General features: G+C 56.2%; 10 protein-coding genes and 1 pseudogene. 10 read left to right on the forward strand and 1 reads right to left on the reverse strand.

Annotated features, from left to right (window positions below; translation table 11 throughout):
• Positions 1–11: 11 nt before the first annotated feature.
• From ACA069_RS12480 to ACA069_RS12515, 8 genes and pseudogenes are all read left to right on the forward strand, one after another.
• A complete protein-coding gene (locus tag ACA069_RS12480) occupies positions 12–12,650 on the forward strand; it encodes a two-partner secretion domain-containing protein (protein ID WP_497617765.1) in 12,639 nt (4,212 codons plus the stop codon).
• A complete protein-coding gene (locus ACA069_RS12485) occupies positions 12,647–13,102 on the forward strand; it encodes an Imm42 family immunity protein (protein ID WP_222833120.1) in 456 nt (151 codons plus the stop codon). The genes ACA069_RS12480 and ACA069_RS12485 overlap by 4 nt, the downstream gene beginning before the upstream one ends.
• Before the next feature lie 82 nt (positions 13,103–13,184).
• Positions 13,185–13,733, forward strand: coding sequence for a hypothetical protein (locus ACA069_RS12490; protein WP_489880129.1), 549 nt, complete (start codon positions 13,185–13,187; stop codon positions 13,731–13,733).
• A 49-nt stretch (positions 13,734–13,782) separates the two neighbouring features.
• Positions 13,783–14,852: pseudogene (locus tag ACA069_RS12495) on the forward strand (hemagglutinin repeat-containing protein); the annotation flags it as partial.
• Positions 14,758–16,080 (forward strand): DUF637 domain-containing protein, encoded by a 1,323-nt coding sequence (locus tag ACA069_RS12500; RefSeq protein ID WP_497617768.1) that lies wholly within the window; start codon positions 14,758–14,760, stop codon positions 16,078–16,080. The pseudogene ACA069_RS12495 and the gene ACA069_RS12500, both read left to right, overlap by 95 nt.
• 3 nt (positions 16,081–16,083) lie before the next feature.
• A complete protein-coding gene (locus ACA069_RS12505; protein WP_222833115.1) occupies positions 16,084–16,293 on the forward strand; it encodes a hypothetical protein in 210 nt (69 codons plus the stop codon).
• 45 nt (positions 16,294–16,338) lie between these two features.
• On the forward strand, positions 16,339–16,722 hold the full coding sequence (locus ACA069_RS12510; protein ID WP_497617770.1) for a hypothetical protein: 384 nt from the start codon (positions 16,339–16,341) through the stop codon (positions 16,720–16,722).
• Positions 16,719–17,009, forward strand: coding sequence for an immunity protein CdiI family protein (locus ACA069_RS12515; RefSeq protein ID WP_497618228.1), 291 nt, complete (start codon positions 16,719–16,721; stop codon positions 17,007–17,009). The genes ACA069_RS12510 and ACA069_RS12515 overlap by 4 nt, the downstream gene beginning before the upstream one ends.
• Positions 17,010–17,173: 164 nt before the next feature.
• Here the strand turns inward: ACA069_RS12515 and ACA069_RS12520 are convergent, their stop codons facing one another.
• Positions 17,174–18,367, reverse strand: coding sequence for an IS4 family transposase (locus ACA069_RS12520; RefSeq protein WP_497618230.1), 1,194 nt, complete (start codon positions 18,365–18,367; stop codon positions 17,174–17,176).
• 47 nt (positions 18,368–18,414) lie between these two features.
• On the opposite strand from ACA069_RS12520, the gene ACA069_RS12525 reads away from it, so the two are divergent.
• Complete coding sequence (locus ACA069_RS12525; RefSeq protein ID WP_497617772.1) at positions 18,415–18,810, forward strand: hypothetical protein; 396 nt, start codon at positions 18,415–18,417, stop codon at positions 18,808–18,810.
• Positions 18,811–18,816: 6 nt separating this feature from the next.
• Entirely contained in the window at positions 18,817–19,455 is a 639-nt protein-coding gene (locus ACA069_RS12530) for a hypothetical protein (RefSeq protein WP_497617774.1), read from the forward strand.
• Positions 19,456–19,608 lie beyond the last annotated feature (153 nt).

The following is a 19,608-nucleotide window of genomic DNA, read 5'->3' on the forward strand; positions in this document are numbered from 1 at the left end:
GGATCATCGACATGGACGTTCGCCAGTTCGCCTTTTTTGCAGCCCAGCCCTCCGCCGCGTTGAAAAGCCGTGATTTGTTCCTCGGCATGCCCAAGCGCGGACTGGCGTTTCTGCTGGCCAACGTCATGTTCTGGCAACCGATGTGGGCGCAGGCCGACGGCATCGTCGTGGCCAACCCGAACACCTCGCTGGACCGTGCCGGTAACGGTGTGCCGATCATCAATATCGCCACGCCCAACGGCAGCGGTCTGTCGCACAACCAGTTCAACGATTACAACGTCGGTGCTCAGGGCGTCATCCTCAACAACGGTGCGACGCAAACGTCGAACACTCAGTTGGGCGGGCACATCATCGGCAACCCGAACCTGAAAAACAGCGGTTCGGCGTCGACGATTCTCAACGAAGTCGTCAGCGGCAATCCAAGCCAGTTGCGCGGTTACACCGAAGTGGCGGGGCAGTCGGCACGCGTTATCGTCGCCAACCCGTATGGCATTACCTGTAATGGTTGCGGTTTCATCAACGCCCCACGGGTGACCTTGTCCACCGGTAAGCCGGTGCTCGACAACGGTCGTCTGGATCGTTTTCAGGTCGATCAGGGCAGCGTTGCCATCGAAGGCGCCGGCCTCAATGCCAACAACGTCGACCGCTTCGAAATCATCACCCGCAGTGCGAAGATCAACGCCGAGATTCAAGCGCAGAACCTGACCATCGTCGCCGGGCGCAACGACGTCAACGCGCAAACCCTCAATGCCACGGCCCGCGCCGATGATGGCAGCAGCAAACCGCAGTTGGCCATCGACTCCTCGGCGCTGGGCGGGATGTACGCCGGGACAATCAAACTGGTGGGCACCGAGGCCGGGGTCGGGGTGAAACTGGCGGGCAATCTGGCCGCCAGTGGTGGCGATATCCAGATTGATGCCAATGGTCAATTGACCCTGGCGCAGACCTCGGCGGCCACTGCCGTGAACGTCAAGGCCAACAGCCTTGATGCCCAAGGTCCGGTCTACGCCGGCACCGCTCTGAACGTGCAAACCCAGGGTGATCTGAGCAACCAGCAAAGTCTCGCCGCGCGCGACAGCATCAGCCTCAGCGCCGGTGGCAACCTGAGCAACAACGGCGTCATTGAAGCCGGGGTCAACGCCGACAACAGCCGCAACAACGCCGGCGACGTGAACCTGAGTGCGCAGAACCTCAACAACAACGGCAAAAGCATCATCGCCAGTCGCAACCTGACGGCGAACGTCGGGCAAACCCTGAACAACCAGGGCGGCACCTTGAGCGCCCAGCAGGCCACGCGCCTCACGGCCACCACCCTGGACAACCAGAACAAGGGCAACGTTCTCGGCAACTCGACGGTGCAGTTGAACGCCAGCAAGGTGCTCAACACGCAGGGCGTGATCAGCAGCAGCGGCAACCTCGGCGCCGATCTCGGCGATCTGAATAACCACGACGGCGAGATCTCCAGCGCCGGCATCACCCGTATCAACGCGATCACGCTGGACAACAGCGACGGCCAGGTCACTGGCGACGTCGCGCTGAACATCGGTTTGATCGGCGCGCTGAACAACCGCAACGGCGTGCTGGGTTCCGGTGCGAGCGTCAGCATCACCGCCGCCAGCCTCGACAACAGCCATGAAGGCAGCCTCGTCAGCGACGGCAGTCTGACTGCGCGCATCACTGGCCTGTTCGACAACCAGAGCGGCGACCTGAGCGCCAAAGGGCTGGTCGATGTCCAGAGTGGCAGTCTCGACAACCGTGGCGGCAGCGTGGTCGGCAAGGATCGCCTGACCTTGCGCAGCGATTCCGTGGACAACCGCGGCGGTAAAGTTCGCGCGACCAAAGACCTGCAACTCAGCGTTGGCACACTCGACAACCGCGACAAAGGTCTGCTCGATAGCCAGGCCGCCGTCAACTACACCGGCACGCAACTGGATAACCGTGGCGGTTTGCTCAGCGCAACCGGGCCGATGATTATCGGCGTGACGCGCATTGACAACAGCGCCGGACGCATTTCCAGCCAATCCGATCTTACCGCCAACGTGGCGCAGTTCATCAACCAGGGCGGCAAGCTGGTCGCTCCAGGCGCCTTGTTGCTCACCGGCCAGTCGCTGGATAACCGTAACGGCGGTCTGGTATCTACCACAAACGCGCTGAAACTGACGGTCGATGACATCGACAACCGCGGCGGTGAAATCTCCAGCACCGTCGATGTGAGCGTCATCGGTCAAAGCCTGAACAACAGTGACAGCGGCAAGGTCCTGGCCGGAACTACCCTTGGCTTGACTGTGGCCCGGGTCATCAATCAGACCCTCGGACAACTGTTCAGTGTGGGCAACTCGACGCTGGTCGGGCAAAGCCTGGACAACAGCGGCGGCAGCTTCGTGACCCGACAGGGCAATCTGGATATACGTCTCGATAATGCCTTGAGCAATATCGAAGGCCTGATCAGCAGCGAAGGAACGTTGACCGTACACGCCGGCAGTCTCGATAACACCCGCAGTCACCTGTCGAGCGCGGGCGCCCTGGCGCTGACCATCACGGGCAGCCTGAACAACCAGGCGGGTTCGATCGCCACCGACAACGCGCTGAGCCTCGCTTCACAAAGTCTGGATAACAGTCAGGGCGGCTTGATCAGCGGCAAGAAAGCGACCGCGCTGACCACTGGCGTCTTCAACAACGCCTCCGGCGGCAGTTTGATCAGTGGCGACACCCTGGACCTCAACGCAACTGAGGTGAGCAACGGCACCGGTAGCCGGATCGCCAGCGAAAAAGCGCTGACCGCAACGGTCACCGGCTTCGATCAGCAGGGCGGTCAACTGTTCAGCAAAACCTCCCTGAGCCTCGACCTCAATCACGGCCAGTTGAACAACCGCAACGGCCTGATCAATGCACCGCTGCTGGTGCTGAAAAACCTCAAGGATGTCGATAACCAGGGCGGTGAAATCTCCAGCGCCCAGGCGTTCACCCTGACCGCGCAAAACCTCGATAACAGCAACAACGGCAAGTTGATCAGCAATCAGGGCCTGACCCTGCGCATCGAGCAACTGCTGGCCAGCGTCAAAGGCCTGATTTCCGCGCAGAGCGTGGATGTCAAAAGCGCTCGACTGGACAACAGCGGCGGCCTGATCACCAGCCGTGGCACCCTCGGGGTGACGGTGGACGGTCAACTGGTCAACCAGGGCGGTACGCTGATCGCTGACGATGAGCTGAACCTGAAAGCCGACAGCGTCGACAACAGCGAAGGGCACATTGCCGGTAAAGCCGAGGTTATCGCCAACGTCGCGACGCTCAATAACCAGCACGGTGAACTGGTGGCAACCGCCGGGCTGAAGCTCACCGGCAACAGCCTCGATAACCGTAACGGCGGTCTCGTCGGCGCGAATGACGCGCTGCAACTGACGGTCGATGCGGTCGACAACCGTGGCGGCGAGCTGTCCAGCCAGGCTGACGTGACGCTGCTCGGCAGTCGTCTGGACAACAGCGACGGCGGCAAGCTGATTGCGCAAGGTGCGTTGACCCTGACCGTCGACGAAGTACTCAACCGCGCCAAGGGCCTGCTGTCGGGCAAGACCGACCTGACCCTGACCGGACGCAGCCTCGACAGCACTGCGGGTGCGCTCCTGAGTCAGAGCAATCTGAAGCTCGACCTGAGCGGCGATCTGAATAATAGCCAGGGCCTGATCAGCGCCGAGGGCAGCCTTGGCGTGACGGCGGCGAGTCTGACCAACAACCTCGGCAGCCTGTCCGTTGCCGGGCCGTTGACACTGACCACCACCGGCGTGGTGCTCAACCGCGGTGGCCAGATCGTCACCGACGCCAGCCTCAACCTCACCAGTGCCAGCCTCGACAACAGCAACGGCGGCAGCCTCAGCGCCAAAGGCGCGATGGTGGTGCAGACCGGTACGCTCGACAACAGCCACAACGGCAAGTTGAACAGTGGCGATACGCTGGATCTGAAGGCGACCCAACTGACCAACCAGGACGGCGGCCGCATCGCCAGTAATGCCGCCCTGACCGCGAACGTTACCGGTCTGGATCAGCAGGGCGGTCAGCTGTTCAGCAATACGTCGCTGGATCTGGACCTCAATCACGGTCAACTGAATAACCAGAACGGCCTGATCGGCGCACCGTTGCTGATGCTCAAGAACCTTCAGGACGTCAACAACGACGGCGGTGAGATCTCCAGCACCCAGGCGTTTACTGTGACGGCGCGCAGCCTCGATAACAGCAACGGCAAATTGCTCAGCAATCAGGCCGTGACACTGCGCATCGATCAGGCGCTGACCAACATCAAAGGCCTGATTGCCGCCGCCGCGCTGGACATTAAAGCCGCCAGCCTCGACAACAGCGGCGGCACACTGACCAGCCGCGCGAATCTGGACCTGAACCTCGACGGCCTGCTCACCAACCAGAACCTGGGGCTGATCAATGCCACCACGGGCCTGACTATCAACAGCAACGGTCTGAACAACCAGAACGGCTCGCTGCTGGGCAGTGCAATCGCCATTGATTTCGCTGCAGCCACCGCAGACCTGAACAACGACGGTGGCTTGATCACCACCGAAGGCCAACTAAGCATTCAGCACCTGCGTGACTTGACCAACCGCAGCGGCAAGATCGCCAGCAGCCAAAGTATCGACCTTGTTGCCCGCAGCCTCGATAACAGCAACGGCAAGCTGGTCAGCAACAATCGGCTGAATCTCAACACCGGTGCATTGGTCAACCAGAACGGGGTGATCTCGGGGGTGCAAGGCCTGACGGTCAACGCTGCCAGCCTCGACAACCGCAACAAGGGCACGCTCTCTGCCAGTGATGGCAACCTCAGCGTGACGTTGAGTGGGGATTTGCTCAACAGCGGCGCCGGGGCACTGGTCACCCAGAAAAACCTCAGCGTCACCGCAGCCAATCTGGATAACAGCAACAACGGCGTGGTCTCCAGCACCGGTGCGCAAACCCTGACTGTCAGCGGTTTGCTGAACAATGCGGCGGGTGGTCTGATCGCCACCGATGCGACCCTGGCGCTGCAAGCCATGACGCTGGGCAACGCCGGCGGTACCGTCAACGCCACACAGGATCTGAGCTTCACCGGCACCACCCTGGATAACACCGGTGGCAGTCTGGTCGGCAATGGCGCCGTGACCCTCGACCTGCTCGGTGCCCTGACCAACACCAACGGCAAACTCGCCAGTGGCGGCACGCTGTTGCTGCAACGCGCCACGCAGATCAACAACCAGGGCGGCCAACTGGCCAGCCAGGGCCTGATGACCCTGTTGAGCGGAGGCCTGGACAACCGCAACCGTGGCACCGTCGCCGCCAGCGGCCTGTTGACCATCACCACAGCGGGCGCCATCCAGAACAGCGCCGATGGCTTGATCTACAGTCAGAACGGCGACCTGCAAGTCCAGGCCGCCAGCCTCGCCAACGCCAAGGGCACCGTACAGGCGCAAGGCGCCGTCACCGTTGTCAGCACTGGCGATATCGACAACCAGAGCGGCCGAATCCTCGCCACCACCGGTGATCTTTCCATCAATGCCGGCCAGCTCGATAGCCGTGGCGGTGTCCTCGCCAGCCTGCAAGCGGCGTTCACCGCGCGCCTGACCGGTGTGCTGAAAAACGGCTATGACCTGAACAACAATCGTCAGGGCGGGGTGATCCAGGGCCAGCGCTTGAACCTCAATGCAGCGATGGGCCTCGACAACTATGGCGGCCGTATTTCCGCACAGAGCGGCGACGCCATCGTCGTGACCGGCAACTTCGATAACCGCAATGGCGGGCTCTACGCCAAAGGCAAAATCAACGTCACCGGCAACAACTTCGACAACAGCGGCGACAACGACGGCCAGATCGCCGGCCAGCAGATCGACCTCAACCTGACCGGTGCGCTGAACAACCGCTTGGGCATCATCGAGAGCGACAGCACCCTGGCGATCAAGGCCGCCAGCCTCGACAACCAGACCGGCCAATTGCGTGCCCTTGGCACCAGCGGCAAAACCAACTTCCAGATTGGCGGCCTGTTCGACAACCGCAACGGCACGCTGGAAACCGCCAACACCGACCTGACGCTTGGCGCCGGCAGCTTCCTCAATACCGGTGGCAGCCTGTTGCACGTCGGCACCGGCACGTTTGACATCTCCACCAACAACGTCATCAACGCCGGCGGCACCCTCGTGACCCGCGGTGGCCTGACCATCAGCACCGACACCTGGACCAACAGCAGTTCGATTCAGGCCGGGCGCCTGACCGTCAACGTCAACAACCTGACCCAGACCGCCAGCGGCCAATTGCTCGCCTCCAACAGCTTCACCGGCAACGGCGTCAACTGGTTCAACGAAGGCCTGCTGGCCAGTGACGGCAGCATGAACGTCGGCCTGAGTGCCGCTTATTGGGGGCCGGGGCGCCTCACCAGTCAGGGCGACCTGACCCTGAACGCTGCACAAGTCAGCCTTACGGAAGCCACCTCCAGCATCGCCGGGGGTGGCCAGACCACGCTCAATGTCAGTGGCCAACTGGATAATGCCGGTCGCCTGACTTCCGGCGCGGGCATGACCATCAATGCTGGCGGCGTGCGCAACTACGGCACCACGGCCGCCGGCACTGACCTGACTCTGACCACCGGTGCTCTGGTCAACGCCAGCGGCCTGATTTTCAGCGGCAGGAACATGTCGCTGCGGGTTGCCGATTTCAATAACTACTACGGTAACGTCTACAGCCTCGGCAATCTGATGATTGACCGCGACGGCCAGGGCGGGCTGGCCAACTCCATCGTCAACCGCTCTGCATCGCTGCAAAGCGACGGCAGCATGACGCTGGCGGCGAGCTCGATCCAGAACATCCGCGACGTGCTCACGGTCAACAACGCCGGCATCTACACCGCGCGCATCGGTGAGGTCACCTGTATCGAAGGGGTCAACGCCGGTGACTGCAGCGGCAAGCAGAACCACGCCTGGGAGATCGTGCAGCGCGAAAAACTCGAGGTCACTGCGGCCAGCGCTGCGTCCAGCATCACCGCAGGTAGCAACCTGACCATCAATGGCGGTGACCTGCTCAACCAGAGCAGCACCATCGCCACGGCGGGCAACTTCACGGCCAACGTGGCGAACCTGACCAACAGTGGCGTGGAAACCGGTGAGACCGAAACCACCCGCATCTACATGTCCGAGCGCACCCGGAACGCGGGTGGCTGGTACAGCGCAGCAAGTGCCTTCACCAACCAGTACTGGTATGAAAGCAGCGGCTACGACGCCAATAATCTGGGTGGTCTGCAGGGCGGTATCGCCAACTTCATCGGCATGACCGAACGGGAACTGCCGGGGCTGGGCAGCACCCGTAAAATCGCCGGCAGCGACCAGAGCTATTCCGCCGTCATTCAAGCCGCAGGCGCGGTCAACATCACCGCCCAGAACAACATTGATAACAGTGTCGTCCGTCCGGGCTACACCTATATCGGTAGCGGTCCGCGCACCGGCACCGGAGCGGGTGGCAGCCAGTTCTCCACGCGCGTCACTGTCAATCAGCAACTGCCGCCGAACCTCGCCCAGCAGCAGGTCAACCCAGTGGTGTTGCCGGGCTTCGCGCTGCCGACCGGGCAGAACGGCCTGTTCCGCCTGAGCGGTCAGGAAAGCACCGCCCCGGTCGCGACCGGCCCGCAGAGCTGGACCATGGGCGGCGCCAGCGTCAACCCGAGCCAGCGCGATCAAACGTTGCCAGGCGTGCAGACGCGCAACATTCTCCTGACGAACAATGCCTCGGCCTCAGCCAGCAACGTCAACCTGAGCACCGTCGATCACCAGACCCAGCAACAGGGTGGCGGTGCCAGTGCGATTGACGTCAGCACGCCGGCAACTGACGCCAGCGGCGCGACCCTGCCGGGGCGCTCCACTGCGTTCACCATCAACCGGGTGCAGGGTGTTCCGGCCAGTACCGGCCATTCCAGTCCGCAGAAATACCTGGTCGAAACCAACCCGGTACTGACCGACCTCAAGCAGTTCATGAGCTCGGACTACCTGCTGTCCAACCTCGGTTACGACCCTGATCAAAGCGCCAAGCGCCTGGGTGACGGCTTTTACGAACAGACCCTGATCCAGCAAGCCGTGGTCGCTCGTACCGGTCAGCGGTTCATCGACGGGCAGACGTCCAACGACGACCTGTTCAAGTACCTGATGGACAACGCACTCGCCAGCAAAAACGAGCTCAACCTGGCGGTGGGCGTCAGCCTGACCTCCGAACAAGTCGCGGCACTGACCCACGACATCGTCTGGATGGAAACCGCCGAAGTCAACGGCGAGCAAGTGCTGGTGCCAGTGCTGTACCTGGCCAACGCCAACAACCGCCTGGCCCCGAACGGCGCCTTGATCCAGGGCAGCGACGTGACCCTGATCGCCGGCAAGGACCTGAACAACGCCGGTACCTTGAAGGCCAACAACAACCTGTCGGCCACCGCCACCAACGATCTGGTCAACAGCGGCCTGATCGAAGCGGGCAATCGCCTCGACCTGCTGGCCGGCAACAACCTGATCAACAAATCCGGCGGCGTTATTGCCGGTAAAGAAGTGTCGTTGACGGCCACTCGTGGGGACATCATCAACGAACGCACCGTCACCACCCACGAAAGCGACAGCGGCTACCGCAGTGAGCGCAGCGACTTTGTCGATAGCGCTGCGCGTATCGAGGCAGCCAACGGTCTGACCATCGGTGCCGGGCGGGACTTCAATAACACGGGGGGGATATTGAAGAGTGGCACGGACACCCTGATAAATGCCGGTCGCGACGTCAATCTTGTCTCGGCTGAAAAAGTTACGGGTGGGCAGCGTGGACTACATACGGATCAGACCATTACTCAATATGGCTCGGTTCTCGATGCTGGCCAAAACCTGACGGTCAACGCAGGCCGTGACATTACAGCGATTGCTAGCCAGATCGACGCCAAGCGCAATGTAAGCATAAGTGCCGTGGGTGATCTGACTCTAGCGTCAGCAGCAGATGAAGAGCACTCGTATACCAAGACCAAGAAAGTCACGAGTCAGGAGGATCATGTAAGCCAAGTGTCCACGACGCTGACGGCCGGTGGCACTGTTTCGCTGAACGCTGGTAAAGACTTGAGTCTCCTCGCCAGCCGGGTAAGCGCTGGTGAGGAGGCCTATCTGACGGCGGGCGCAAACTTGGCACTTGAGTCGGCGGAAGACAGCGATTACAGCTTTTACAGTAAGACCAAGAAGACGTCCTCCAAGAAGAAATTTCAACTTGATGAGACCAGTTCGGTTACCAACGTTGCCAGTTCGGTCACCTCGGGTGGCAAAAGCGTGCTGACCGCGGGTAACGATTTGTTGATTAAAGGCAGCAATGTCATTTCTGAGAACGGCAGTGTGGGACTTGGGGCAGGCAACGACGTGAATATCGTGGCAGTTACCGATTCGAGTAGCGGTCGCCACGAACGCAGCCAAAGCAAAAGTAGTTGGGGCGGTTTGAAGTCGAGCAAAGTTGACGATCAACTAACTGAAACCCAGACAATGGCAGTGGGTAGTTTGATCTCGGGCGATACGATTGCCGTCAGCGCTAAGCGGGACGCCGCTATTATCGGCTCGGCGCTTGTCAGTACTAACGATTTGGCTGTTCATGCCGGTCGCGATCTGACTATTGGTGCTGCAGAGAACACGTTTTCTCGAACCGAAATGCACAAGGAAAAGAATCACGACCTGACGGGCGTCTTGACTGCTAACAATCTGGGTATCGATGACATCACCGGCAACCAACATCTGTCAATCAGCGGCCAAAAACACAATGGCACGATGTCACAAACGACCTTGACTGGAAGCACGATAGGATCCAGCAAAGGGAACGTCAGTCTGGTAGCGGGCGGCGACCTCAGTGTTATTGCCAGTGATCTTGTCAGTACCAAGGACATGAGTCTTCGAGGTTCGAACGTCACCATCACGGCAGGTATGGAAACCTCGCAGCAAAGCACCGTTGATAAATCCAATAGCCTTGCTGTAGGACGCGTTATTGGTGGTGCAATTATTGACACTGTCAATACCATTCGCTCTGCGGTGGAGGCTGCCGAAAGCGCGGATGATCCTCGACTCAAGGCCGTGAAACTGGCGCAGGCGGCTTTGGCCGCCTACAACCTCGGCGGTATGGCGTCGGATGCAAATGATCAAAAAACCGGATTCGCCGACAAGCAAGGTGGCACGGCCAGCAACGGGTCTCTGATCAAAATTGGCACCGAACTCGCTAACACCCATAATAAAAGCACCAGCGACTATACCAGTCAAACGGCGAAACAAAGCACACTCAATGCGGGTGGAACCCTCTCCATCGTTGCCAATGGCAGCGCAGCGCAAAATGAGGGTGATATTCATATCGTTGGCAGCAGCCTCAAAGCGACTTCTACTTCGTTACTTGCCAACAACAACATCATCGTGGAAAGCGCTCAGAACACCGCAAGCTGGTCCAATCACAATAGCAATAACAAAACTGCAATCGGCGCAAGTTTCAATATTGGCCAGCAAAATGGCTTTACCCTTGATCTAGGCGCTCAAGTCGCAAAGGGTATGGGTAATGGCAGTTCCGTTACCCAGATCAACAGCACGATCGACAGCGGTTCGTTGGTAATTCATAGCGGTGGCGATACGACTCTGGCAGGTGCTCAAGTTCATGCCGATAGCATCAAAGCGCTGATCGACGGTAACCTAAACATCATTTCTCGTCAGGACACGGAAGACCAGAAAAGCAAACAAGGCAGCGGCGGTTTTGGTGCCAGCATTTGCATTCCACCCTTCTGCTACGGCACAACTGTTACCGCTTCGGCCAACTTCGCTGCAGGCAACATGAACAGTGAGTACAAAGCCGTTAACGATCAGACCGGGTTATTTGCGGGTGCGGGTGGCTACAACGTTGAGGTCGGCAAAACCACAACTCTAGAGGGTGGTGTGATTGCCAGTGATGCCACGCCGGACAAGAACGTGCTGACAACGGATCGACTGATCACTCATGACATCAAAAACATAAGTGAAATCGACGCCCAGTCGGCAGGCGGCAGTGTTTCGGGCGGTCTTGGTGGTGCGGGGGCGTACGCCTCAGTCGGTGGTTTGTACGGCATCTCTCTCAATGAGTCTGACAAAAGTCACACTCGCAGCGCAGTGAGCGACGGTACGATAATTGTTCGCAACCCTGAAGGCGCCCGGGATCTGGACGGCCTCAATCGCGACACGGCGAATGCCAACGAAAGACTCGACAAGCCTGATCAGGATGCGATGAAAGAGCGAATCGAATTGGTGAAGAGTTCGATCGAGTTGGTGAAGGGTGTGGGAGATGCGATTGCTGCTGCGAAGATCAAGGAGGCTCAAGATCCGAACAGTGAGGCGGCACAGGTTGCTATCCAGAAGTTGAAAGACCAAGGAATCGTCAATCCTTCGGGCGAACAGATCAGCCAGCAAGTTCAGCGTGACTACGGCATGGGCAGCAGCTTCCAGAAAGCGTCTCAAGCCATTGCCTCTATTGTTCAAGGGGTGCTCGGTGGAAATATTGTTGGAGCCTTGAGTGGCGCAGCCGCTCCCTATGTCGCCCAAGAAATCAGAGACGCTACCGAGGGAGATCCGACAGCGAACCTCATGGCTCATGCGGTATTGGGTGCACTGGTTGCTAAAGCCAGTGGGAACTCGGCCCTTGCGGGAGCGGTGGGAGCGGTCGCGGCAGAAGAAATCGCTCGGATCATCAAGGAGGCGGTGTACGGTGGGGTCAGTAACGAGCAACTGACTTCGGAGCAGAAACAAACTATTTCCAGTTTGGCAACGTTGGCTGCAGGAATTGGTGGTGCTTCTGTTGGAACCGGCGCACTGGATGCCGTTGCTGCTGCGTTGTCCGGTAAGAACGCAGTGGAAAATAACCAGTTGAGCTCCAAAGATGCAGAAAATCTGATCAAGGAACTCGCTCAGGCGAATAAAAAAGGAGAATCTACCGAGCCAGTTTGGGAGAAATATAAAGCACTCAGTGCGAAACAACGTGCCGAGATGTTGGCTTCAGATTGTTCTGCGCCTTGTGCGATCTATTACCAGGCTGAAATGGAAGGTGGCATTGCCATTGCGGATGGCATCAGTAGTCTTGCGTGGCTTTTTGACCTGTCGGCGGAAGATGTAAAACGGATACGTCAGTTTGTCACCAAGGAAAACCAGAATGACATGGCGTTGTTGTACAAGTCCTTGCCAACGTGGGAAAAGGTCGCCTTGGTGGCTAAGGACACTGCCGAGGCGTTGGGCGCCGGTGGTTTAGCATCCAGAAGCAAGACCTCCGTTGCATCAGTGGTAGGGAAAAACAGAGGGAGTCCGATTCCGACTCTTGAGCCAACAGTTGCCTCAAATGGACTTACCTATCAATCGAACCCCAAGCATACTCCAGGTCAGATAGGGAACAGGCCTACTGCGGGCATTGAACCGAAAAACTCAATAGAGCTCTTTGGGCAGTCTATTCCCAGCCCGCAGACGTTTCCAAACAAAGTTGTGACCTATGCTAAGGACGAAAACGGCAACGTCCACCGATTTGAAGGGACGAATGGTGTGTTTCACTGGAATGGTAGTACGGGTGACGCCGGCAACCCATTGTCGGCCAGTTATATACCGGCGGCGGTGCAAAAGGCGCTAGGAGTAAGGTTGAAATGATTTACGGTGATCCGTTTATATTCTCAATTCAGTTTGATGTGGTGAGGGAATGGACTGATTCAAGTTGTTTCTGGGTAAACGGCTTGTTTTCGTTGTTTGTTGGTGGGGAAAGGCTCCTTGATGTCGTGGATGTTGTCGAGCTTAAAACGGCCGTGAACTTCTACGCAAAAATGGAATTTGAAAATATGGAGGAGGGCGATTCGGCGATTTCTGCAAAAGAATTATTTGCTTCCGCGCATCGTTATTTCTTCAAAGGGGAATCCGCCATTTTAGAAGGCGTTCAAGATCTGACTTGCACCTTCCTAGGGGACGCGGGTCTGTTTATTTATTTTCAAAAAACAGAGCATGCGGACAGATTGGTCTGGAGTAAGGACTTTGGCAACCTTGTCCATGAGGCGTTGCTGCCTCGTGGGGCAGTGGGTAGCGTAATTGAAGGTATTGAAGAATTGTAGATATTTAATATTGTTGTAGCTGGGCAGGTTTTTTGAACTCGAAAAATCTGGCCGCTACTCATTGAAAGGGTAATAAAAATTGATTAAAGCCGGACTTTTGCTGCCTTTTATTTTCCTGATTGCAGGCTGCCATTCGAACGTCAGAGACTCTTCCCCCAGTCTTTTAAAGGATGGCATCCAACTTCAGCAAAAAAAAGTCACCACGGATGAACAACACGCCAAAGTCATCATGAAAGCCACAGGCTACACATACCCTGTCGAGTTCTCCGTCCGCCGTGCTTCAGATCCCGATCGGCGAATGGAAGTGCTGGGTACTGTGGTGGATTCCGGGCGAGGCAAGGTGTTCGCCTGGATCGCCAAACTCAACGAAGCGGCCAACAGCGCCACCTTCAAGCATTTCCCTCAGCTGGAAACGCAAGCCAATGCCGACGAACCCTTCGAGGTGACGGGGCGTTCCCACGGAATGGGTACCGGCAATATTTATAGCTGCGGACCGCTGAGCAGTACTTTTACGCCGGAACGAAGCAAGGTCTACCTGGTGGAGTTTCAGTTTGTCGGGCAGGGTTGCGAGCAGCATGTTTACGATGTTAGCCGGCCGGATCAACGAATTGCTGTGACGTCCAAAAACTAAAAATCCGGTACTCACCGACCTCAAGTCGTTCATGAGTTCCGATTACCTGCTGGAAAACTCGGCTACAACCCCGATCAGAGCGCCAAGCGCCTGGGCGATGGTCTCTATGAACAACGCCTGATCCAGCAAGCCGTCACCGCCCGCACCGGCCAGGCTTTCCTCGATGGCCAGACCTCCAACGAGGGCATGTTCAAGTACCTGATGAACAACGCCATCGCCAGCAAGGACGCGCTCAACCTGTCGGTCGGCGTCGGCCTCACCTCGCAGCAAGTCGCCGCGTTGACCCACGACATCGTCTGGCTCGAAGAGCACGAAGTGAATGGCGAAAAAGTCCTGGTGCCATTGGTGTATCTGGCCCAGGCCAGCGGCCGCCTCGGTCCGACCGGGGCGCTGATTGCCGGTAACGATGTGACGCTGATCGCCGGTGAAAACCTCGACAACGTCGGCACGCTCAAGGCCACCAACAACCTGTCCGCCACAGCGGGCAAGGACCTGGTCAACAGCGGTTCGATCGAGGCGGGCAATCGTCTGGACCTGCTGGCCACCAACAGCATCGTCAACAAGGCCGGCGGCATCATTGCCGGCAAGGACGTCAGCCTGACCACGCGCACCGGCGATGTGATCAACGAACGAACCATCACCTCGATGGACGACCAATACGGCACCGTCACCCGGCATCAGGACTTTGCCGATAACGCAGCGCGAATCGAAGCCGCCAACGACCTGACCGTCAAAGCGGCCAACGACATCAACGTCATCGGCGGCGTGCTGAAAAGCGGTCAGGACATGGCGTTTAATGCCGGGCGTGATGTCAATGTGGCGTCCGTGCAGGTCAATGACAGCGTTTCGTTGGGTTCAAGGGCAAGCAGCAGTGATATCACTCAACTGGCCGCCAATATCGATGCCGGACGTGACTTCAAGGCTGAGGCCAAGCGCGACATCAATGTGATTGCCAGTGAGATCGATGCCAAGCGCGATGTGTCGATGAAGGCTACCGAGAATCTGGTGATTACCTCAGCCGCCGATGAGGAACATTCGAACTCGAAAAACAAGAAAGAAACGTGGCAGGTGGACCACGTTTCCCAGGTCATGTCTGGTATTACGGCGGGCGGCGACATGGGAAGGCGTCAGCAGGTTCGCCGGAAGTCAAATACTCCAAGGCGGAACCTCTGGCCTGATCAGTAAGGGGGTGGGGGGCGATGCAAGCGTCAGTGATATTCTCAAAACGGCGCTTTTCAACACCGTCGCCGCCTACAGTTTCAACATGGTGGGCGATCTTACAAAAGGCGTCATGGATGATGGCTCTGCCGGAAAAATCATCATCCATGCTGCAGTAGGCGGTTTGTTGTCAGAAATGACCGGCGGTGATTTTGCAACAGGCGCACTGGCGGCTGGTGCGAATGAGTCGCTTGTGGTCGAACTGAACAAGATGATAGGTGGTGATAAAGATATCCTCTTGATGGCATCGCAGATTGTTGGGGTTCTTTCGGCCACTGCACTGGGCGATACAGATCAAGAGTCATTGGAGCTAGCCTCTTGGATTACCAACAACGCCACACAGTACAACTTCCTCAATCACCAGCAAGTTGACGACCTCGTCAAGGATTTGAAAGGTTGCAGAGCTAGCGAAAATCCGGCTGCATGTCGGCAACAGGTGAAGGATCGTTATGCTGAACTTAGCGCCAAGACCAGCGGTGCTGAGCTGTTCAAATGCGAGGGGTTCACTGAATGCAATGGTCAAACGACCTCTGCCGAAGGTGGGACGTTGGCGTTGGAGGACTATGACGCCGATGGAGGGTTGAATGCTGATGAGCGAGGAGTCGTCCAGGACTTCCAGGACTCGAACCATACCGATGAGCTGAACTCTGCTCATAAAACAATGCTTGGTGATCATGCGGAGATCGCTGGTATCATTTTGACTGGTGGACTGGGCGCTGGTGCAAAAGCAACAGCTACTCCACGCACTCCACTAGCTGGTCCTACTGAAAACTGGAAAACCTTTGTTAATGCTGAAAAACAGATTCAACTGGAAGCAGGTGCTGGGCAGCGTGTAGATCAAGTTATCAATGAAACTCTATCTGGTAAGAAAAATTTCACGAGCTCTATGACGCTCACAACCGATGAGGCTCTATCGGCAGGGCAAAAATATCTCGGTCCCGAGTACAAGGAAATCGGTAAGCCCGGCTCTGGGGTGTTTCACAGCGCTGATGGCACCAAGGAGTTCCGTATCGACTCAGGATCTATATCAGGAGCACACGCTCCGGGAGTTCCGCATGTACATTTCGGAGTTAAAGACCCTGTGACTGGAAAATATATTTCTAACAATCATGTTCCCTATGCGGACTAGGATATGGATATGTCTATCGCTCGGAAGGGTATTGTTGTCACTGGCGAATATTCTGGCTGGGAAATTGTTGTTGCGGACGACCGTGATGGCGACACTGGCGGGTATTATCTTTACTTGAAGAAAAGTGATGTTGAAGGGTTTGACTACTGGTTCGAGAATGAGGCAGGGCTTCAGGCTCAGCTAGCTGATTTTGAGGTGGAGTGGATAGTTTAATAAATTAATTAGCATGGCTGTTATTTTGCCGTCGGTGCAAAAGGAGTGTCAGGTTCCACTCTGACGAGGGACGAATTGATCTCGGGCGTGCCGGCAGGTACTAAGATCACGCCAGGAAATGTGGTTGATATCCGTAGATTGCCAGATGGCCGAACCGTCTGGTTGGAAAAGGGCACTGATGCTGCCGGATTGCAGCACATCTACAAGCGACACGAAGTCGATTTTGTCAATAAAGGCATCTCGCGTGATGACATTTCAAATGTGGTAATGAATGCTCTTGAACGTGGGCAAGTTGTCGGGACCAATGGTTCGGCTAATGTTTATCGCATTACGTACAATGGTGTTGAGCAAAACATTGCAGTTGGGGTTGGCTCAAACGGCTTCGTTGTTCGAGCTAATCCGGTCAGTTCTTGGAAGCCATTGCCATGATTAGGTTAAGACTAACGAGTGAGTATTTAGCCGGGCCGCTATTCTGTCCAGATCCGGATAGAATGGGGCACGTTGATATTGAAGATTTGCCCCTGTCTCCAGAGCTGAGGGCGAAAATCAATAAGTGGGACGGTGAGTATCAGGCGACGTTCAACAGCGACTATCCGCCCGATTCTGGTTTTACCACGGCTGAGGCAGAGCTTCGGCATATAGCCGAGGGGAAGCAACTGGCCAAATCAATACAACAAGAACTAGAGAGTGGTTATATGGTTGAATATTGCCCATAGTCGATAATTAGTCGGTGCAAAAGGCGCAGGCGAAATTGCTGGTTCCGCAAAAAACTTCTCAATTGCTGATCGAGTATTTGGCCAGCTCAACGATCCTCGAATGGGTCAGCTTGCAGGAAAGATTGAGGATAAATGGGGACAGACCCTGATAGATCCCCACAAATCTACTCCAGAGCCTGCGCCTGTTGACGCACCTCGTTTCTTAACGCGTGCTCAAGTCTCTCCAAGGTTCTTCCAGACTTTGAGCCGCGTCCGCTACGCCAGTATTCAAGCCCCAGTCGCCACAGCGATAACACTCGTCGGTGTTTAAGACTATTGCTTTGAAAGCGATGTTCGTGGCCCGCCTCGCGGGCCTGTAAGCCGGTCAAACAGATGATGTAGTTGGCCAAAGCCGCGATCAGTAATAGCACTTCAATTCGGCGTGGGCAGTGACTTCGATGACGAGTCACGCCAACACCGAAGTACTCGCTTTTTACATCCCGGAAGCCTTCTTCTATCTGCATCCGTTGTTTGTAAATCGCCACGATTTTCGATGGATTCCATAGCTCCTCCGGCAGATTACTGGCCAGCAACCACGGCTCTCGTTCACGATTGGCCGATTGCCTGCTGAGCTTGTTTTTGGCGATTGAGCCGGTGACGCGCTGATGCTTTCGCCCCTTGGCTCGGTGCTTGACGCAGTACAACTGGATGAAATGCGGAGCGCTTTGGGTCATCTCGATCCGGCCCAGAGACTTCGGTGAAGAAGACGCCAAAGCGTGCAGGTTTTTCACTGGCAGCCAGGTGTTCGAATCACCGCGGTAAAGATCACGATTGCGCACCCGAGCCACGTAATACCAGCCTTGCGCCTCGACAACCTTGATCCAGGGCCGTCGAAAACCCGCATCGGCCACAAGGATCGGCACACAGTCTTTGGGAAGCATTTCGGCCAGCGTTTGCAGCAATCGCTTTTGATATTTAGGACATCCTTCGCGCTCGTGAACGCTCTCGTAAATAGGAAACGAGCGCCCAGCCAACGGGATGGCGGCGCGTAACAAAAAGAACTCTCCCGCCGCATCGATCGGTGACCAGTCGACCAGAATCAAGGGATGTTTCAACGACCCCAGCAAGGCCCGCAACATGACCCAATAAAACAGCGAACGCTCCGTTTGCAGATGGCGATTACCGAGAAGTCGATCCACCCGTTTGATGGCATGTTTGGGATAGGCCTTGCCAGACATGAATCGACCCAGTCCTGTCAGCGTCAGACGACGGCCTTTCAGTAATGAACTGACACAACACATCAGCGTTTTCAGACGATGGGAATGGACAGTGGGAAGTGCTTGAGCGAGCGCGCTGTGTAAGAATCGGATTGCCTGCATGGGATCGGGATCTTGTTTTTGTGTGGTGCAATACAAGCTGCCGACCCATGCAGGTCTCTTCAATTCCCAACTTCTTGATTTCTCGTAGGAAAAAGCGGGGATTTCTCAGAATCTGTCCCCTTTTTTTCGTTACCGATCCAAGCGCGACGTCGAACCCTAAAGATTATGGCACTAACAAAATAGAGATCGACGTCAAACGACTGCAGCAAGATATTGATTCCGGTGCATTGCCAGATACAAAATTTTTGACAAGTCAACAGGTGGCGGCGGAGCTACAATCAAAAGTTGATGCGGCGCGCACTCGATATACAAATAACCCATCCAATAAAAACAAGGACTCGTTGATGAACGCGGAAAGGGACTTGGGGAACGCCACACGTGATGGAGAATGCCTGATCAAGGGTTGTGTGCCAGCCGACTATATTAAAACGGTAAAAAAGTAGGACTTTATGAGCCCGAAGACATATGAGCTTTTGAATAGTATTCCAGATGGTGCAGATTACGCTGTGGTAGCCGGTGACTTGGATCCAGAGGACATTCCTCAGGAAAGAGTTGATGCCGTTTTGGACTTGCTCCGTACTACCAGTGACATCGAGGAGCATTTTCAGGCTGCGAAACTACTGACAAGTTGGGGCATTCGTGATGGGTTGAATGCTCTGGAAGTTATTATGAGCAAACCTGAAGATATCGAAGGGTTTTATACACATCGATTGCATGGATACGATGATACCTATCGTCAAATACTCATGGCAATAACCAGTTATTTTGCCAATGTGGCCGATCGTGGAGAAATAGACGCTGCTAGAGCACAGGTGTATGCACCTCTGGCAAAAATTATTTTGTTAGCGAATAGGTTGCCCTTTGAAATAACAGGTATTTTTGACTTTGCGAAAAGCGGGGGCTTTTCAGAATACCTACCTCTGGTAGAGGAACACTTGACCTCCATCATTGATCAACCAAACCTGCATGGGTGGAAAATTTATGATGCTATTCAGTTTTTGATAGGGTTCGACTCCAAAGTCGTAATGTTTCTAATGAGTGAGCGGAATAAAACTGTTGATGATTTTAAGCCGAAAGCACAAGTTTGAATGGTGGGTGCGTTTAATGTTTGAGTATTGCTCCGAGAACGTGGTCTTTCCCGTTTTCCGTTTCCCCCATCGCAGAGACTGAAAAGTACGTTGAATACACGTTTGGTCGGGGTCTTGACGTCGGGCTGATACGGCCGGTCAAAATTAACGAAA

The organism is Pseudomonas sp. LBUM1652, from assembly GCF_059716105.1.